Genomic DNA, 16710 nt, shown 5'->3' with positions numbered 1-16710 from the left:
TGAATGGCGGTATGGTTCAAAGGGTCATGAAACTCGGATTCCTCGACACGACCTTCGGCGACTACACGCCGCACACCGTGCGGGCTGCACCCTTGGGCGGTATGCAGTCGGCTGCCTGTTATCTTGCGCTGGCCCTGGCACGGGCTGGGGCTGATGTCACCCTGGTCAACGGCACTGCTACGCCAGGTGCTGTTGATGGCGTGATGTGCCGCCACCACCGAACCATGCCGCTGTCGCTGCTGGCACAGTTTGATGTGCTGGTGGTGATGGGGGGCTGCGACCGGGAAGGGGCGTTGAACCTGCGCGGGGCTATGACCCATGGGCAGAAACTGGTCTTGTGGACTCAGCATGCGGGCGACCAACCCAGCGTCGCCAACCTCAGCGATGCGACGACAGCAGCCGTCTGGGATGCCTTTGTTTTTGTCAGCCGATGGCAGCGAGAGGATTTCATCCGTCGGTTCGGTCTGCGCCGCGATCGGTGTCATATTCTGCGCAATGCGCCGGCCCCATACTTTGCTGGCTTGTTTCCGGACGATGCCGACATTCAGGCTGCCAAGCCATGGCCACCCATACTGGCCTATACCAGTACGCCGTTTCGGGGGTTGGATGTACTGCTGGCTGCCATGCCCCAGATCCGGGCCGCCATCCCCGGTACCATCCTGCGGGTCTATTCCTCTCTGGAAGCCTATCAGGTGCCGCTGGACCGCGATCCCTATGTCGGGCTTTACGAACAATGCCGACGCATGGATGGGGTAGAGTATGTCGGCGGTGTCGCACAGCCGGTTCTGGCATCGGCCCTGCGTAGCGTGACGGCATTGGCTTACCCTAACCGGTTCGCCGAGACTTCCTGCATCAGCGTGATGGAGGCGATGGCGGCGGGATGTCTGGTGGTATCCAGCCGGCTCGGCGCCTTGCCGGAAACAACCGCCGGCTTTGCGCGTCTGCTGCCGGTACCAGCGGCACCGGCAGAGCACGCGACCCTATTCGCCGGGGTGCTGGTCGAGGAACTGCGTCGTCACCGCGATGATGCCGCTGGCACGCACTCCCATCTGCGCGCCCAGATGGCCCAAGCGGGCGCCGAGGGCGGTTGGGACCGGCGGGCAGCGCAGTGGCTTTCATTGCTTTCCGACATGTTGACGGACGGCCGGGAAGAGAATGTGTCGTCCCTGCTGTTCCGCCTGCGCCGCCCGGCGACGGTCAACGATCATGACGCCATGGCGGATCTGTGCGAGCGCATCTTGGTCCTGGACCCCGTGCATGCAGGTGCATGGCGCCTGGCAGTGCAGATACAGGCCGCACTGGCGCGGCCGACCGATGCCCTTCTGTCACTTGGCCGTGCCCTGCGGTTGGATGTGTCGCTGGCGCCGACGGAATGGCAAGGCTGGATGGGAGCGCTGCTGAAAGGCGTCAGCACCGGGGATGATGACCGACCGCTGGGCCTGCGGGTGCGTGCGCTGTGCGGTGTCTGGCCGCTCTTGTCCGATGGCCCCTGGGTGTCGTCGCTGATCGGGACAGCCCGGCAACTTGCCACTCAGGCGCAGGCGGCGGGGGATGGGGCTGCCATGCTGTCGGCCTGTCTGCTGATCGCCAATGCTCTACCGCAAGATATCGGCATCCGGCTGGCGGCCGGGCTCGCGGCCCATGGACTGGGCGACCATGCGCTCGCCCTGGAACTGGCCGCGGCAGCCCTGCGCATTGACAGCGCCGCCGTGCTCGGCGGGCGGCAGCGGCGTAATCTGTTGACCCTGTGGCTGTCCGCGGCCGAACAGTCGGCCTTGGCCGCTGCTGACGGTATGGGTATGGCTGAGGCCGGGCGTCTTTTTTCAGCAATGGCCCTTGTCGCGGCTGCGCTGGGAGAGGATGCCAGTCTGGCGCGACAGGCGGCTAAGACTACCGATGCGGACCAGCGCCGGTCACTGATGTTGCGAATGATCGCGGCGCGTCACCGTCTGGCCGGGCGGCGTGACCAGCAAGTGGAATTGCTGCGCCAGGCTGTGCAGCCGGGCGCCGACCCTGACGGACATCGCCGCCTGAACGCCGCAAGGCTGGCCCTGTCACAGCGTTTGTTGCTGGAGATGCTGGGCACAGTGCTGACTGAAGGAGCCAATGGCCGGATGGGCGTCGATTGGCGGGATACCGCGCGGGCCCTGATGGTCCAGATCGGGCAGTTGTTGGATCTGCCCGCGAATGATGAGGGTGAACGGTCCTTAATGTGGGGCACATTGCGCGGCTATGATGCGTTTCTGTCCTGGTTCGATGCCACCGGCCCGTTGGCCGCACCGCTGCCACTGCCGCCGCCGCAGGGACGCAAGATCTATGATTGTTTTCAGTTTTATAACGAACTGGACCTGTTGGACCTGCGGTTGGCCGAACTGTCTCCCGTGGTCGACCATTTTGTGCTCGTGGAGGCGGCCTTTACCCATGCCGGCGCGCCCAAACCACTGTATTTTGCAGAAAACAGGCATCGGTTTGCCCGTTATAAGGACAAGATCATCCATGTGGTGGTGGAAGATGACCCCGGCGGCTTCGCCTGGGTGCGGGAAGCGCACCAGCGTCAGGCCATTCAGCGCGGGCTGACGGCGGCTGGACCTGCGGACATGGTAATTGTCAGTGACGCCGATGAGATATTGCGGCCGGAGATCATCTCACGGCTGCGCGCGATGGGGGCCGACGGGCCGTCGCTGTTTGCCCCGCATCTGGATATCCATCTCTATTTCCTGAACCTGCGGGCGCCAGACCCCTGGGTCTCCGTCGCGGCAGCACCGGTCGAGCTGGTGCGCCGGGTGGGCGCCAACAATATGCGCTATTTGGCCAAGCAGGGGATCGGGCAGGTGATCGCGTCGGCCGGGTGGCATTTTACCTGGATGGGCGGCATTGATCGGTTTCTGGCCAAGCTTGACGCCTTTGCGCATCGCGAGATGGTTGGCACTTTCGGTGCCGATGATGCAATCAACCGTGCGCGGCTCGAAAGGTTCTTCGCAACCGGCCGTTTCGAGGAGGGTGCCATCCCCGGCATGTGGACGGCCCTGACCCGTGTGCCAATTGATGAGGGGTTCCCGGCCACTCTTCGCGCCCGGCTAGCGGATTTTGTCCGGATGGGTTGGATCGCACCCGGTACCAGCCCATGACCCTGTCTGTTGAGCAACTGATGGCCGACGGCATTGCTTTGCAGGGGGCGGGCCGGATCTCAGAGGCTGATGCAGTCTTCCGCCTTATCCTGGATATCCGCCCCGAGGACCCCGAGGCGTTGCATGCGCTGGGGACCGGGGCGCTGCTGGCTGGCGATGCGGAGCGTGCGGTACCGTTGCTGGCCCGGTCGCTGCGCCGGCAACATGCCAATGCACCGGCCTTTTCCAACCTTTGCGCGGCGCTGCGCCAGTTGGGACGGTTGGATCAAGCCGCTATCGCGGGACGCGAAGCGGTGCTGATCGACCCGGATTTTGCGCTGGCCCATCATAATCTGGCCTCTGTGTTTTTGGATCAGAAGGACAACGAAGGCGCGTTGGCGCCGCTGCGCCGTTATATCGACTTGGTGCCGGACTGTACGCAGCAGCGTTTCCTGCTGGCGACCGCACTGATGGCCTTGCAGCGGGATGCAGAGGCCGAGATGGCTTGGCGTGAGCTATTGCAACTGACGCCACAGGATGGCCGTGCCCATGCCAATCTGGGTGTCGTCCTGAAACAGCAACAACGCTACTGCGAAGCGATCGAGGCCTACCATCGGGCGCTGATGCTGATGCCGGGTGAAGTCGCCGTGCTGAATAATCTGGGCCTGGTCCTTTCGCAGACCGGCATGCGCGACGCGAACGCGTCGGTCTGGCTACACCGTGCCATCCGGCTTAAGCCCGACTTCGCCGATGCCTGGGTCAATCTGGCGTTGCTGGAACGCAACCGCAACCGCGTGGACGAGGCGATGGTGCTTTGCCGTCAGGCCCTGACCGTCGATGCTCTTCATCCGGAGGCGAATACGCTGCTGGGCACCTGCCTGCTGCTGAAGGGGAAGATACAGGCAGGATTCGCGGCCTATGAATGGCGTAAGAAGCTGCGGGAATTCCGGGCGCCGGCGCAGGCCTACCCATCGCCGGCCTGGGAGGGCGGGGACCCGGCAGGGCGAACCTTGCTTCTGCATGATGAACAGGGCCTGGGGGACGGTATCCAGTTCGCCCGCTATGCCCCGCTGTTGGCAGGACTCGGGGCGCGGGTGTTTGTCGAATGCGCTGCACCGCTGCGCCGTCTTTTTGCCAGCCTGCCCGGTGTGGCCGGCGTGCTGACGACAGGCCAGCCTCTGCCGCCGCACGATGCCCACGCGCCGCTGCTGAGCCTGCCCTATTTGTTGAATGAGGCGGTGGAGCCGACCTTCGCCCCATATTTATCAGCAGAACCTGCGCTGGTGGAACGCTGGGCGGCACGGCTGGGTAGAGATGATGGGGTGAAGGTTGGGCTGGTTTGGGCTGGCAATCCGGAATTCAAGGACGACCGGCGGCGGTCGCCGGGGCTGGCGGCGCTGCTGCCGCTGCTGTCGGTGCCGGGGGTGCGTTTCGTCGCGTTGCAAAAGGGCGGGGGGCGTGCCGATCTGGCGTTGCTGACGCCTCAGTCACCGGGGCTGCAATTCACCGATCTGGGGCCGGAGATCACGGACTTTGCCGATACCGCAGCCATCATGGCCAATCTTGATCTGGTCATCAGTTCCTGTACGGCGCCCGCGCATCTGGCCGGTGCCCTGGGTCGGCGGACCTGGACCATTCTGCCGTTGAATGCCGATTGGCGCTGGCGGGATCATGGGGATCGGACCAACTGGTATCCGTCAATGACCCTGTTCCGACAGGATTGTGCGGGGGACTGGGAGCCAGTGGTAGGGCGTATGCGCGCGGCCCTGGTCAGGTTTGTGGCGGAATGCTGAACCCGGCCAGCGCCAGCCCCGCGGTGTGACGTTCCCACATCAGCCGATAGGCTGTTTCCAGATGGCGGGTAAAGCGGGGCGTGTCGAACAGCGGGGCGGTGCTGCGGACCCGCTCCAGATGTGCGGCTAGTCGGGACAAACGGTCCCTGTTACGGGCCAGCGATAGGGCCAGTGTTTCGTATCCGATCTGGTCATCGGCGATCAACTCCGGTAGGCCGACGGCATAAAGCAGGCTGGCTGTCACCCGTGCAGCAAATGCATCTCCCCGGCAGGTGACAACCGGCACGCCCATCCACAGTGCATCGGACGATGTGGTGTGGCCGGTGTAGGGAAAGCTGTCCAGACACAGATCAATAGCACGATATCGGGCCAGATGGGTCGCCAGAGGGGCTGGGCCAGCGAAGACAAGTCGGTCCGGATCGATCCCCGCTGCCTGTGCCGAAGCCCGCAGGTTGGGGGTGGCAGCCCCATGAGGGTCGTAAAGATGCAGACAGGCGTCGGGCACAGCCCACAGAAGCCGCATCCAGCAGGCGAACAGATCCGGTGTCAGCTTGTGCGGGGGATGCAGCGCGCCGAAGACGAAGCCGGAGGTCGACCTTACGGACGGATCGCACGCCCCCGGCAGTGGGCGTTTTCGGTCATTGACCTGATAGCTGTCGGGCAGCAGCACCAACCGTTCAGTGAAATAAGGTTGGTCACTGGCCGGGGTGACCACAGGATCACCGATGAGATAGTCCAGTACCGCACCGCCCATTGTGCCAGGATAGCCCAGATAGGCCACCTGCACCGGGGCCAGACGGCGCGACAGCAGGTCCAGCCGTGCCCCAGCGGTATAACCCTTCAGATCCACCAGGATATCGATGCCTTCCGACGCCGCCCACATGGCGGCATCGTCGGCTGTCAGTCCGCTCAAGCTGTGGAAGCTGTCTACAGCCGCGCGAATGCGGCGCCGCGCCGCACTATCATCGTCAGGCCCATAACAGCCCGCGAGGACGCGGAAATGCCGCCGGTCATGGCATTCAAACAAGCCGGTGATCAGATGGGCTGTGGCATGATCATGGTAATCGGCTGACAGATACGCGATCGTAAGAGTGCCATCGCCCCGATTGCGGCGTGGGATCGGCGAAGCCGGGGCCGGAGCAACATGCGTGCCGAAGATTGTCGTTGCGGCGCGGTGTTGACGTCTGGGATCGATCCCGATCCACTGCATCAATAGTGGCAGCACGACCCCTCCCTGATCTATGCGCTTTACAATCCGCTGCCGCCGGGATGCGTAATCCCGCCAGTCAGCGGCTTGCAGGCGGCAGCCGAAGGCTTCACTGTCGGCCAGTTCGAGGGTGGGATCGATGCGATAGGCCCGGTCCAATGCGCACGCCGCTGCGGTCAGGTTACCCTGCCTTCGATATAGCAGGCCCAGACCCCGCCAAGCTGCCGCCGAAGCGGGGTCCTGGGACAGCGCATAGCGGAAATCACATGCCGACTCCTGCGGCCTGTTCAGGCGCAGCAGGGCACGGCCGATCCGCCAGCCGGCATTGTCCGGCGCCAAGGTGGCGGCGCGCTGGAACAGGATTTCTGCCTCAATCAGGCGCCCTTGCCGTTGCCGGATCATGGCCAGATTGCCATGGGCATCGGCGATGGCTGGGTCCAGGGTCAAGACCGTCTGGAACAGATCGGCCGCCGCATCATCCCGTCCTGTGGCCACACACAATACGGCCCGCAGAAACAGACCACCGCTATGGCCTGGCTGCGCGCGCAGAAGTGCCGTGCACATCCCCTCTGCCGTCGCCATCTGGCCCTGGCGATAGGCGACCATGGCGGCACGAAGCAGGTCTGTAGGCATGGCGGGGGGCAACAGGGGGCGTCTTTCAGCAGGGTCCGGTAAGGATGCCGGGCTGGGGCGGCATTGCCAAGCCGCTTGTCAGGTCCTATGCATCAGAGGAACGGCGGCGGGGGGCGGGCGATGGTCGATGATGCTTTCCGTATGGCAATCAACGCGGGTGTGCAGGCCCATGCCGGTGGCCGGCCTGATCTGGCCGCTGCTCACTTTGCCCATGCCGTGAAAATCGCGCCCGACCATCCCGTGGCGCTTTTTAATCTGGGCATTGCGCTGGAGGATGCCGGCCAGGGCGATGCGGCGCTGCCAGTGCTGGAAGAGGCTTTGCGACGGCGCCCCGACCATGCCCATACGTTGTTCCGGCTGGGCAGCCTACTGGTGTTAAAGGGAGGGCTGGAGCGCGCGACGGCGCTGCTGATGCGGCTGCTGGAGGGTCAGCCCGACTACCCGGACGCGGCCTTCCGGTTGGGTAACGTACAGATGGCCCTGGGTCGTTACGATGCGGCGGCGGCGGCTTACCGTCGGGCTCTGGTGCTGGCCCCTGATGCAGGGTCGGTAACCAACAACTTGGCTGGGGCGCTACGACGGCAGGGGAGGGCGGTTGAGGCGGCGCGGCTCTACAAGAGGGCTGTCCGACTGGCGCCAGACTTCGCCGACTACCATAAGAATCTAGGGGCTTGTTTAATCAGCCTGGGCCAGTGGGAGGAAGGATGGCCGCACTATGACTGGCGCCATCGGCAGGCGGCGTGGGGCTGGCGCCGTGACATTCCGGGTGTGCCGCGCTGGGACGGGTCACCGTTGGCCGGGCGCACCATTTTGGTGCATTTTGAGCAAGGGCTGGGCGACACGCTGCAATTTATCCGCTACCTGTCGGTGCTGAAGAACCAGGGCGCCCGGACCCTGTTCGAATGCCAGCCCACGATGCGGGATATCCTGCGTGGCGTGGCCGGTATCGACCAGCTTGTGTGTCACGGTGAGCCATTACCGCAGGCTGACTGTCACGCACCGCTGATGAGCTTGCCGGGCCTGTGCGGCAGCTCACCACAGTCCGTGCCGGGGGCCAAGGAGCCCTATCTCCATCCTGACGCCGACAGGGTTGCCGCCTGGGGTCGGCGCATCGCAAGGGATGGGTTCAAGGTGGGGATCAACTGGCAGGCAGCCGGGGACGAACGGTCTATCCCGCTGGGTGCGTTCGCGCCCCTGGCGGCGGTGCCGGGAATAAGGCTGTTCAATCTTCAGCAGAAGGTCGGATTGGATCAGTTGCAGGCGCTTGCCGGCCCTTTTGGGATCACCTGTTTCCCCGATGCCGAGCAGGACCAAACCCATGGCAGTTTTATGGATACTGCGGCCATCATCGCCAACCTGGATCTGGTCGTCAGTTGTGACAGCGCCATGATCCACTTGGCAGGGGCGATGGGCAAGCCGGCGTTCCTGGCCCTGCCCTGGTTGGCCGACTGGCGCTGGCTGACCCACCCCGACCGCACCGTCTGGTACGACGGCATCCGTATGTTCAGATGCGAACGGGAAAGTGGATGGGACGGCGTCCTGCGTCGGATCGCACAGAGCACAATTGATCTTATTAACCTTAAGGTTATACCGTGCCAGGGATGAACTTTATGAAATGATAAGCATTTCCGACGATCGTGGGTTATAAACTCTGTCTGTTGTCCATATGCCTTCTGGTTTTGGGCATACTCTACATACTCACCTCTATTGGCTGTTCAAGTGCCGTTAATCTTGATGTGGGGGCAGAATTCATGAACGGGTTTGCGCGCCGGCCTGTGGCCTTGTCCAGCATCAAGATGGCCCTCCTGGCGAGCGTAATGATGCCGCCTTTGTTGGCCGGGGAGGCTGGCGCCGCTGCCTGTGATGCCGGCGCATTGCTGTGCAATGGCAGTTTTGAGGCGATGACAAAAATCGCAGGGTCAGAGACGGTGGCCTTCGATAACTGGACCAGTACCGACCCTACGGGCCTGCGGGCCGGCATCGGTGCCGACGGCAGCGGCAACAGTGTGGAATTCCTGTTCTCCACCAACATGTTGACCCAGACGGTGGCGACCGGCGTTGGTGCCCGTTACAATGTCACGTTTCAGTATAAGAGCGATGGCGGCCAAGGTCTGACCGCCTATTTCGGCGATGCCCGCATCTTCGACTATGCCGGTGACAGCGCCCCACCAACGGGTTGGGTCACCTACAGCTTCAATGTTCAGGCCTTCAGCAGCCAGTCGGTTTTGCGCTTTGTGGCGAACAGTCTTGGGGCCGCGCAGAATATTGACAATGTCATGATCACGCTGTGCCCGACCTGTACGCCCAATGTCGCTGGCAATCTGGGTGCTGTCATCGACCGGAACCAGGCGTTCTATACGACGAATGACGCAGCGGGTCTGGGGACCACTCTTTCGGGAACCCGGACCCTGACTTTCGATGGCGGCACCCTGCGCCCAGGTGCCGTCGGCGCGCTGGGCAGCATCAGCCAACCCGTCACACTAGTGCTGAATATTGGCTCGGTTGGTGGTGCTCTTGATAATGCCGGGCAGAATATCGGGCTGGCAGGAAGCATCATCAATACGGCTGCCGCTGCTACACCCTTTGCCCTTATCGGTTCGGGACAGGGGGTGATTGCCGGCCCGATCACCAATTTGGGTACCCTGGTCATTGCCACGAGCGGGCGCACCCTGTTGACCGGTGCCATCAACAATGCTGGCGGCACTGTCGCAGTGCGGAATGGTGGCCAGGCCAACCTGACGGGGGGGCTGACCGGGGGCGTGGTGCAGGTAGAAAATGGCCAACTCTCGGTCAATAGTCTGCTGACTGCACCCGTTACAGTGGGCGCCCAGGGCATCTTGCGTGGAACGGGCCGTGTTGTGGGCACCACGACCATCGTCGGTGCCCTGCGCCCCGGCAATTCCCCCGGCACGATGACCTTCACCGGCCCGGTCACACAACAGGCCAACAGCAGCCTGGTGCTGGAGATCGACGGCGCTGGAACGGGCAATGGCGCGGGCAATTATTCGCGTGTCCTCGTCACGGGTGCGGGCAATGCATACACGATTGGTGCGGGCGTCACGCTCACGCCGGTTCTGCGCGGGATTACCTACGCCCCCGGGGAACCGGCTGGCAGCAACAGCTATACATTGTCGCTGGGCCAACGTCTGGCGGGTGTTGTGCAGGCGGAAGGTGGGGTGACTGGCACCTTCACCACCATTACGCAGCCGACGGCGGGTTTGCCGGCCAGCGGCCGCATCGTGGCCCTGTACAGCGCCAACAGTGTCGATCTTTATGTCGGCGTCGCTTCTTATGCTGGACTGTCGGGTCTGACGTTTAACCAGCGTGCGGCCGGCAGCGCCGTGGATGCGTTGGAAGCGGCGCGCAGCACGGCGGCGCAGCCGATCTTGAATGCGCTGATCCCGTTGGGTCTCAATGCTGTCCCTGATGCATTATCCAGCCTCTCCGGCCAGTTCAACGCCAACTTGCCCCTGGTCGCCATTGATGTCAGCCGAGGTTTCGGGACGCTGGTGGCCAGTCGTCAGGGCAGTCTGCAACAGAGCACCGATGGCTGGCAGGCTTGGGGCCGCGCCTTTGGAAACAAGGCGCACACGGGTAGTGACGGTAACAATCCAGGCTTTCGCCACCGCATGGCGGGTGGTTTGGCTGGGGTCGATTATGGTGTCGCCGCAGACGGGGTGCGACTCGGTGCGGCCGTCGGTTATGCCGACAGCCGTGTGACAGGCCGCAACGACAGCGGCCGGGCCAGCATCAGCAGTTACTATGTTGGCGGTTACCTAGGTTGGAGCGACGCAGCGCTGTTTATCGATGCTCAGGCCGGCATGACCTTTAGCGATTATGAGACGCGCCGGGCCGTCATTGTTGGCAGTCTGAACCGCATTGCCACTGGCAAAACTGACGGCAAGAGTGTCGGTGCCGCCTTTGAGACGGGCTATCGGCTGCACATGGGCCCCGCTGTGGTTACGCCAAGCGCTTTCCTGCGTTATGACGGCAGCGATGCTGACGGGTTTACGGAGGTCGGGGCCGACGCCCTCAACCTGTCAGTGACTAATGATAAGCAGGCCGGTCTGCGCGGTGGCTTCGGCCTTCGCTTCACCCATCCGGTGGCGCTGGCTGGTGGCGGCATTCTGGTCCCGGAACTGTCAGCCCGCTGGGAACATGACTTGGTCAATCCCGGCTATAGCACCGGCCAGACCCTGCTGGGCCAGTCCTTTAGGATCCGCGCGGCAAAGCCGGGACGCGATATGGCTGTCCTGGGCGGTGGTGTCAGCACCGAAATAGCCGATAACATCCGCCTGTCGGCGCGCTATGATGCGGAGTTGAGCGATAACCGCACCCAGCATGCGCTGACCGCCCAAGTCCGCGTCGCCTGGTGAGGCGGCAGCCCGCGTCTGAGAGCCAGAGTAAAGTGACCGCCAAGAAGCGTAAAGCCGCTGCCTCACCGAAACCACCGCCCGTCCACCGTGCCGCCCCGGCACCGGTGCCGGTGACCGGCGCGCCGGCTATGGTTCCACTTCCGGCGGCGCCGCTGCTGACAGCGGCCGTGCCAGCCCCCACCAATGCGGATGAACAGGCGTTGCAGGCGACCGAGGAGACGCTGCGCGCCAATCCACGCGATGGCGGGGCATGGAGCACGCTGGGGATTTTATTGCGACGGCTCGGCCGCATTGACGAGGCGATGATCTGTCATCGCCGTGGTCTGGAATTTGATCCCGGCAATGCTGGCATCTGGTCCAACCTGGGCAATCTGCTGACCGAGGCCGGTCGCCATGATGAAGCTGCGGAAGCCCACGCCCAAGCTATGCGTCTGGTCCCCGACAACCCGCAATTGCTGTTCAATGCCGTCATCGGCCGCCGCAAGGCTGCGGCCTATCGTGAAGCGCTGTTCCTGCTGGACAAGGCTGTGGCATTGGGGCCGGTCACACCGGCCCTGTGCTGGGAACGAGCCTTGACCCTTCTGCAGGTGGGCGAGTACGAGCTGGGCTTTCGCGAATATGAAGCCCGCCGGCATATTGCCGCCTATCGGACCCGGCCGACGCCGGGTGCTGCCTGGGATGGCAGTCCCCTGAATGGAAAGCGCATCTTCCTTTCCACCGAACAGGGGTTCGGCGACACGCTCATGGCCGCCCGCTATGTTGAATTGGTTAAGGCCCGCGGTGGCCGCATCCTGTTCGAATGCCACCCGGAACTGCGTCGCGTGCTGGGCGGATTGCCGGTGGATGAGTTCGTGCCCGCCGGATCTGACTTCCCGGAATTCGATGTTCAGGCTTCGCAGATGAGCCTGCCTTATCTGTGCGGTACCACCTTTGACACAATACCGCCGCCGGTCCGGCTTCATATACCCCCCGAAGCCAGGGCCAAGGCGGCCCGGGTCCTGGGGTCTGCGGAACCGGGTATCCTGCGCGTTGGCATCATCTGGTCTGGTCGTGTGACCTTCGCCGACAACCAACGCCGGGCCACTGACCTGTCGCGCTTCCTGCGTTTTGGCGAGGTGCCAGGCGTACGCCTGTACAGTTTGCAGAAAGGTCCGCCAGAAGAACAGCTAGACGCACTGTCCAGCCGGCTTCTGGTCACACCGCTGGGACCGCATATCGATGATTTCGCCGATACCGCCGCTATGCTGGAAAAGCTCGATCTCCTGATCATGACCGACAGCTCCACGGCGCACTTGGCAGGATCGCTGGGTACGCCGGTCTGGAACTTGGTGCAGTACATGCCTTACTGGGTCTATGGCGACCGTACGGCTGGTACCCCCTGGTATCCCAGTATGCGGCTGTTCCGGCAGACCAGCGACCAGGACTGGGAACCGGTGTTCCAGGCTGCGGTGGAAGGGTTGCGCGAGTTGGCCCGTGCCCGGCGCGCCGCCGTCAAATCTTGCGGGGCCTGACCGGGTTCCTGTATCAGTCAGCCTGCTGGCCGGGCGCAGGGGAGGAATGTTATGGGCTACTATGATATGGTCGAAAGCTGCTGGCAGCTAAGCGATGCGGCCCTGGACTATGTAAAAAAGGCAGGCCGTTCTGTAGAGGCATCGGAGGTGTGGGAGAAGGTGTTTGCTCCTTCGCCGCTGGTGGATCATGAGCGCACTTTGCGCGAAAGCCCGCTGCACGACAAAATCTTCCTGAAATCTCCCTATGGATTACAGTACCGGCCGGACCACAAGGACTGGGTGCCCTTCCGGCACGGTCCCGTCGATCTGTCGAATGAAAACAATATCTGAGCGTCTGGCCACCGCGCTGGCCGATCATCGCGACGGTCATATCGACCGCGCGGCCGATGCCTATCGGCAGATGTTGAAGGCTGACCCCAACAATGTTGATGCCCTCCATCTGCTGGGCCTGACAGAGCTGCAGGCCGGGCGTACCGATCAGGCCGTGGCATTGATGGCGCGCGCTGTGCAACTGGCCCCCTGGATGGTCGAGGCGCGACTGAACCTAGCCAATGCGCTGTCGCAGCGGGGTGACAGGGACAATGCATTGGCAATGTGGCGGTCCGTACTGGCGCTGGACCCGTCAAACACAGCGGCGTGGCATGCGCTGGGGGCGGCATCGGCCGGGCATGGGGGGGCGGGCCGGGCTGGTGCCATCCGCGCTCTGCGTCGCGCCGCCAGGCTGGAACCGACACGGGCTGAAATCCATCATGATCTGGGTCTGTTGCTTCGCCAGGATGACCAGAATGAGGAGGCCATCGCCTGCCAGCGGCAGGCCCTGTCCTTGCAGCCGGGCATGCTGTCCGCCTGGATGAGTCTGGGCAACGCGCTGCTGGAAAAGGGCGAGGTGCTGGAGGCCGAAACTGCCCTCAAACGCGCCATCTGTCTGGCACCGCATCGGCCGGAAATCTGGTTTAACCTGGGTAATCTGCACTACCGCAATGCCAATCTGGAGATGGCGCTGACCTGTTACCGGCGCTCGGCGGCGTTGGGGCTGGCGGCAGCGCGGGCGCGTGTCGTTGCGACCCTGGTCGATCTTCGACGCGATGGCGAGGCCGAGGTGGCGCTGGTGGCCTATCTGCCGCTGGACGGTACGGATGTATCCACCTGCCTTGAGTATCTTTACCTGCTTCTGGTGCGCGGAGACCGGCAGTCCGAGGCACGCAGCCTGTTCAGCAGGCTGGAAACGGTGCCCATGGCAGGCCGGCTTTATCCGGTAGAATGTCGTACAGCGCTGTCGGCCCTGGATCTGGCTGATGGGGACCCGGCCAAGGCGGTCGCGCGCCTGGAAAATCTGCGCAGCGACAACTGCTGGATGTTTACTGTGCGTTCCCTGGCCGCCTTGGAACGGACACGCCGGCAGCAGGGATGGCACTGGCATCGGCCCTCCAACCATGATCCGACGCGCCCCCGCCTGACATCGACCACCCTGGGCAACCGGGGGCGGTTCGCCCACAATGTGCTGGAATATGTGCTGCTGCGCCTTTACGCGCAGCAGCGGGGCTGCATCCTTGAGACACCAGACTGGGTAGGCGGTGCCTATTTCGAACTGGACGATCCGGTACCCAGCGGTCCCTTGCCGCCCTGGCCCTTTGGCCGCCGCATCCTGAACGGCTTTGTCACCGGGCACTACCAAGGGGAGGCACCGGTGGATCGCGACGCCCTGTCGCCGCTGTTCCTCTATGATTATCCATTGGCGTTGCGTGATCGCGTGCGGTCGTGGCTTCGCCCGCGTCGGCAATGGGCCCCCTGGATTGACCCGCCCGTGAACGCGCTGCGTGCCGTGGGGAAGACAATCGTGGCAATTCATATCAGGCGCGGGGATTTTCTGCAGTACGGCTATCCGATCACGGAAACCCAGAGCTATGTTGACTGGCTGCGCCGTCTGTGGCCGACGCTGGATAAGCCGGTCCTCTACCTTGCCAGCGATGATATTCCAGGTGTGAGAGCGGCCTTCCGCGAATTTCGGCCCGTCACCCTGCATGATGCGGGGCCGGCTTGGCCGGGGCTGGAATTCCTCCAGGATTTCCATGTGCTGACACAGGCCGACATTGTCGGTATCAGCGCTGCCAGCGGATTCAGTCAGTTGGCGGCCCGCCTGAACAAGAATGCTGTACTATGTGTGGAACCCGATCTGGCGACAGGCGGGATCAAACCCTTCGTTGGATGGGTCTAGGGGGTGAAAACGAGGCCGGTCCGGGCCCGCAATGCAGCGCTTACCCGGCCGATGACCGTGCCCCAGTCACCCCGCTCAGGCTGTCGGAACAAGCGCATGGTTGGGTACCAGAACGTGTCTTCCCCTGCCGCCAGCCAGCGCCAGTCAGGGGAGAAGGGCAGCACCGTCCAGGTTGGCCTTCCCAATCCCCCCGCCAGGTGGGCAGGGCCGGTGCAGGAGGTGATGATCAGGTCCAGGTTTGCCATGATGGCGGCCGTATCGGCGAAATCCCCGATCTCCGGCCCCAGATCCGTGAAGCTGACAGGCAGGGGGCCGATGGTGTCTAGATCTTGACGCCCTGGCCCTTTTTGCAGCCCGAAGAAGGAAACGCCAGGCAGGTCCAGAAGGGGCCGGAAGGCCCGCAGACCGGGGGAACGCAGGCGGTCAGCCTTGAATTCCGGATTGCCAGCCCAGACCAAGCCGACCTTCACTCCCGCGAAATCCGACAGCCGGTTTGCCCAGTGCGCCTGCACATCCGGCTCCGTGGCGAGATAAGGCACCTGCGCGGGGACATTATCGACACGCGCCCCCAGCAGATAGGGCAGCGACAGCAAAGAGATATGCGCATCGTGCGGCGGCAGCGGCTGGAACCGCCCGACAACCTGATCCACACCCGGCATGCGCCCAAGCAGACGGACCAGTTGGCTGTTGCATTCCAAGATGACCTTGAAACCGCGCGCTTTCAGCATCGGCAGATAGCGCACGAATTGCAGTGCATCACCCACACCTTGTTCATCATGCACCAGCAGGGTGCCACCCGCGCGGTCCGACCCGTCCCAAACGGGTGAGGTGAAGTCGCGGCGGGGTGAGGGAAAGTCCGCCATGCGGCTGCGCCATTCATACTCGGCCAGGCCCTCTTCATATTCTCCCTGCATCAGCAGGCTGACGGCCAGGGCCGTGTGGGCGGCGGCAAGGCTGGGGTCACATCGGACAGCAGCGCGCGCACAGTCCACCGATTGCGCGATCCTCATCTCTTCCCGATAGGCGACGGACAAGTTGAGATGGGTGGTCGCACTGTTTGGCTGTCGAACCAGGGCTTGCCGGAAACAATCCATGGCTTCTGGATACCGATACTGATCCTGAAGCACGATGCCGAGATTATTGAGCAGGCCCGTATCATCGGGGGCAAACCCCAAAGCCGTCCGATAGGCAGCGGCGGCATCGTCCAGCCGGCCCAGCCGGCGCAGTGCCACGCCCAGATTGGTATAGGCGTGTACCGACAGCGGCTGCATGCCTAACAGGTCATACAGCGCCTCCACCGCTTCTTCGGGCCGGTTATCCAGAATCAGAAGCCGGGCCAACTGCAACCGGGCCTCACCTTGGTACGGACGCAGCGAGATCAGTTGTTTCTGGGCCCTGATGGCATCGCCGTAACGCTGCATCTGGTCCAGAATATTGACCAGATTGATATGGGCATCGACAAAATCCGGTGACAGGCGCAGGGCTTGAATACAGGCGTTCAGGGCCTCAGGCAGCCGGCCCAGCCGACGCAAGGCGCTGGCCAGGTTGGAATGTTGGACCGCACCATCCGGTTCCGCCATCACGGCCCTCTCCAGTACAGGCAGGGCTGCCACAAAATCCCCGGTCTGAAGATGCAGGATACCCAGCCGATGCAGCGCCCCCGCATGGGCCGGGTTACGGTCCAGCACCGCCCTGTATCCCGCCAGCGCCTCATTGATGCGCCCTGCGTCATGATCGGCGGAAGCGGCGGCGAAAAGATCGGGTGGCGGGGGCATAGACCAGTTCCGAATGAAACATCGGGAAAGACCACCATTGGCACCGATATTCCCGAACCAAACCGGTGCCGAACACTCTATAGATAGTCATTA

The 16710-nt window shown here is 63.4% G+C and carries 9 protein-coding genes; 7 read left to right on the top strand and 2 right to left on the bottom strand.

The annotated features are described in order from the left end of the window. Window positions 1-26: 26 nt before the first annotated feature. Window positions 27-3128: a glycosyltransferase gene (locus CHU95_RS20210; RefSeq protein ID WP_165772284.1), complete on the top strand. Its 3102-nt coding sequence runs from the start codon at window positions 27-29 to the stop codon at window positions 3126-3128. Then, window positions 3125-4900, top strand: a complete 1776-nt coding sequence (locus CHU95_RS20205) for a tetratricopeptide repeat protein (protein ID WP_094458157.1) — start codon at window positions 3125-3127, stop codon at window positions 4898-4900. The genes CHU95_RS20210 and CHU95_RS20205 overlap by 4 nt, the downstream gene beginning before the upstream one ends. Here CHU95_RS20205 and CHU95_RS20200 read toward each other — a convergent pair. After that, complete coding sequence (locus tag CHU95_RS20200; RefSeq protein WP_094458156.1) at window positions 4878-6740, bottom strand: O-linked N-acetylglucosamine transferase, SPINDLY family protein; 1863 nt, start codon at window positions 6738-6740, stop codon at window positions 4878-4880. The two genes, CHU95_RS20205 and CHU95_RS20200, sit on opposite strands and share 23 nt — an antisense overlap. 120 nt (window positions 6741-6860) lie before the next feature. Here CHU95_RS20200 and CHU95_RS20195 point away from each other — a divergent pair, with 120 nt between their 5' ends. The 5 genes from CHU95_RS20195 (at window position 6861) to CHU95_RS20175 (ending at window position 14842) form a co-directional block, all read left to right on the top strand. Beyond that, window positions 6861-8345: a tetratricopeptide repeat protein gene (locus tag CHU95_RS20195; protein WP_165772283.1), complete on the top strand. Its 1485-nt coding sequence runs from the start codon at window positions 6861-6863 to the stop codon at window positions 8343-8345. A 146-nt stretch (window positions 8346-8491) separates the two neighbouring features. Beyond that, complete coding sequence (locus CHU95_RS20190) at window positions 8492-11116, top strand: autotransporter outer membrane beta-barrel domain-containing protein (RefSeq protein WP_094458154.1); 2625 nt, start codon at window positions 8492-8494, stop codon at window positions 11114-11116. Window positions 11117-11148: 32 nt separating this feature from the next. Further along, window positions 11149-12627 (top strand): tetratricopeptide repeat-containing glycosyltransferase family protein, encoded by a 1479-nt coding sequence (locus CHU95_RS20185; RefSeq protein ID WP_245838433.1) that lies wholly within the window; start codon window positions 11149-11151, stop codon window positions 12625-12627. Between the two features lie 51 nt (window positions 12628-12678). After that, window positions 12679-12957, top strand: coding sequence for a hypothetical protein (locus CHU95_RS20180; protein WP_094458153.1), 279 nt, complete (start codon window positions 12679-12681; stop codon window positions 12955-12957). Then, window positions 12941-14842 (top strand): tetratricopeptide repeat protein, encoded by a 1902-nt coding sequence (locus CHU95_RS20175; RefSeq protein WP_094458152.1) that lies wholly within the window; start codon window positions 12941-12943, stop codon window positions 14840-14842. The genes CHU95_RS20180 and CHU95_RS20175 overlap by 17 nt, the downstream gene beginning before the upstream one ends. Here CHU95_RS20175 and CHU95_RS20170 read toward each other — a convergent pair. After that, on the bottom strand, window positions 14839-16617 hold the full coding sequence (locus tag CHU95_RS20170) for a tetratricopeptide repeat protein (protein WP_094458151.1): 1779 nt from the start codon (window positions 16615-16617) through the stop codon (window positions 14839-14841). The two genes, CHU95_RS20175 and CHU95_RS20170, sit on opposite strands and share 4 nt — an antisense overlap. Window positions 16618-16710: the final 93 nt, after the last annotated feature.

The sequence above is a fragment of the Niveispirillum lacus genome, assembly GCF_002251795.1.
Classification (GTDB): Bacteria; Pseudomonadota; Alphaproteobacteria; order Azospirillales; family Azospirillaceae; genus Niveispirillum; species Niveispirillum lacus.
The sequence above is the reverse complement of the archived record's forward strand: the minus strand, read 5'-3'. Positions and strand labels throughout refer to the sequence as shown.

Bases quoted from the DNA above. Each gene is read 5' to 3' on its own strand.
- CHU95_RS20210 (WP_165772284.1), top strand. From the start codon at position 27: ATGAAACTCGGATTCCTCGACACGACCTTCGGCGACTACACGCCGCAC.
- CHU95_RS20205 (WP_094458157.1), top strand. From the start codon at position 3,125: ATGACCCTGTCTGTTGAGCAACTGATGGCCGACGGCATTGCTTTGCAG.
- CHU95_RS20200 (WP_094458156.1), bottom strand. From the start codon at position 6,740: ATGCCTACAGACCTGCTTCGTGCCGCCATGGTCGCCTATCGCCAGGGC.
- CHU95_RS20195 (WP_165772283.1), top strand. From the start codon at position 6,861: ATGGTCGATGATGCTTTCCGTATGGCAATCAACGCGGGTGTGCAGGCC.
- CHU95_RS20190 (WP_094458154.1), top strand. From the start codon at position 8,492: ATGAACGGGTTTGCGCGCCGGCCTGTGGCCTTGTCCAGCATCAAGATG.
- CHU95_RS20180 (WP_094458153.1), top strand. From the start codon at position 12,679: ATGGGCTACTATGATATGGTCGAAAGCTGCTGGCAGCTAAGCGATGCG.
- CHU95_RS20175 (WP_094458152.1), top strand. From the start codon at position 12,941: ATGAAAACAATATCTGAGCGTCTGGCCACCGCGCTGGCCGATCATCGC.
- CHU95_RS20170 (WP_094458151.1), bottom strand. From the start codon at position 16,617: ATGCCCCCGCCACCCGATCTTTTCGCCGCCGCTTCCGCCGATCATGAC.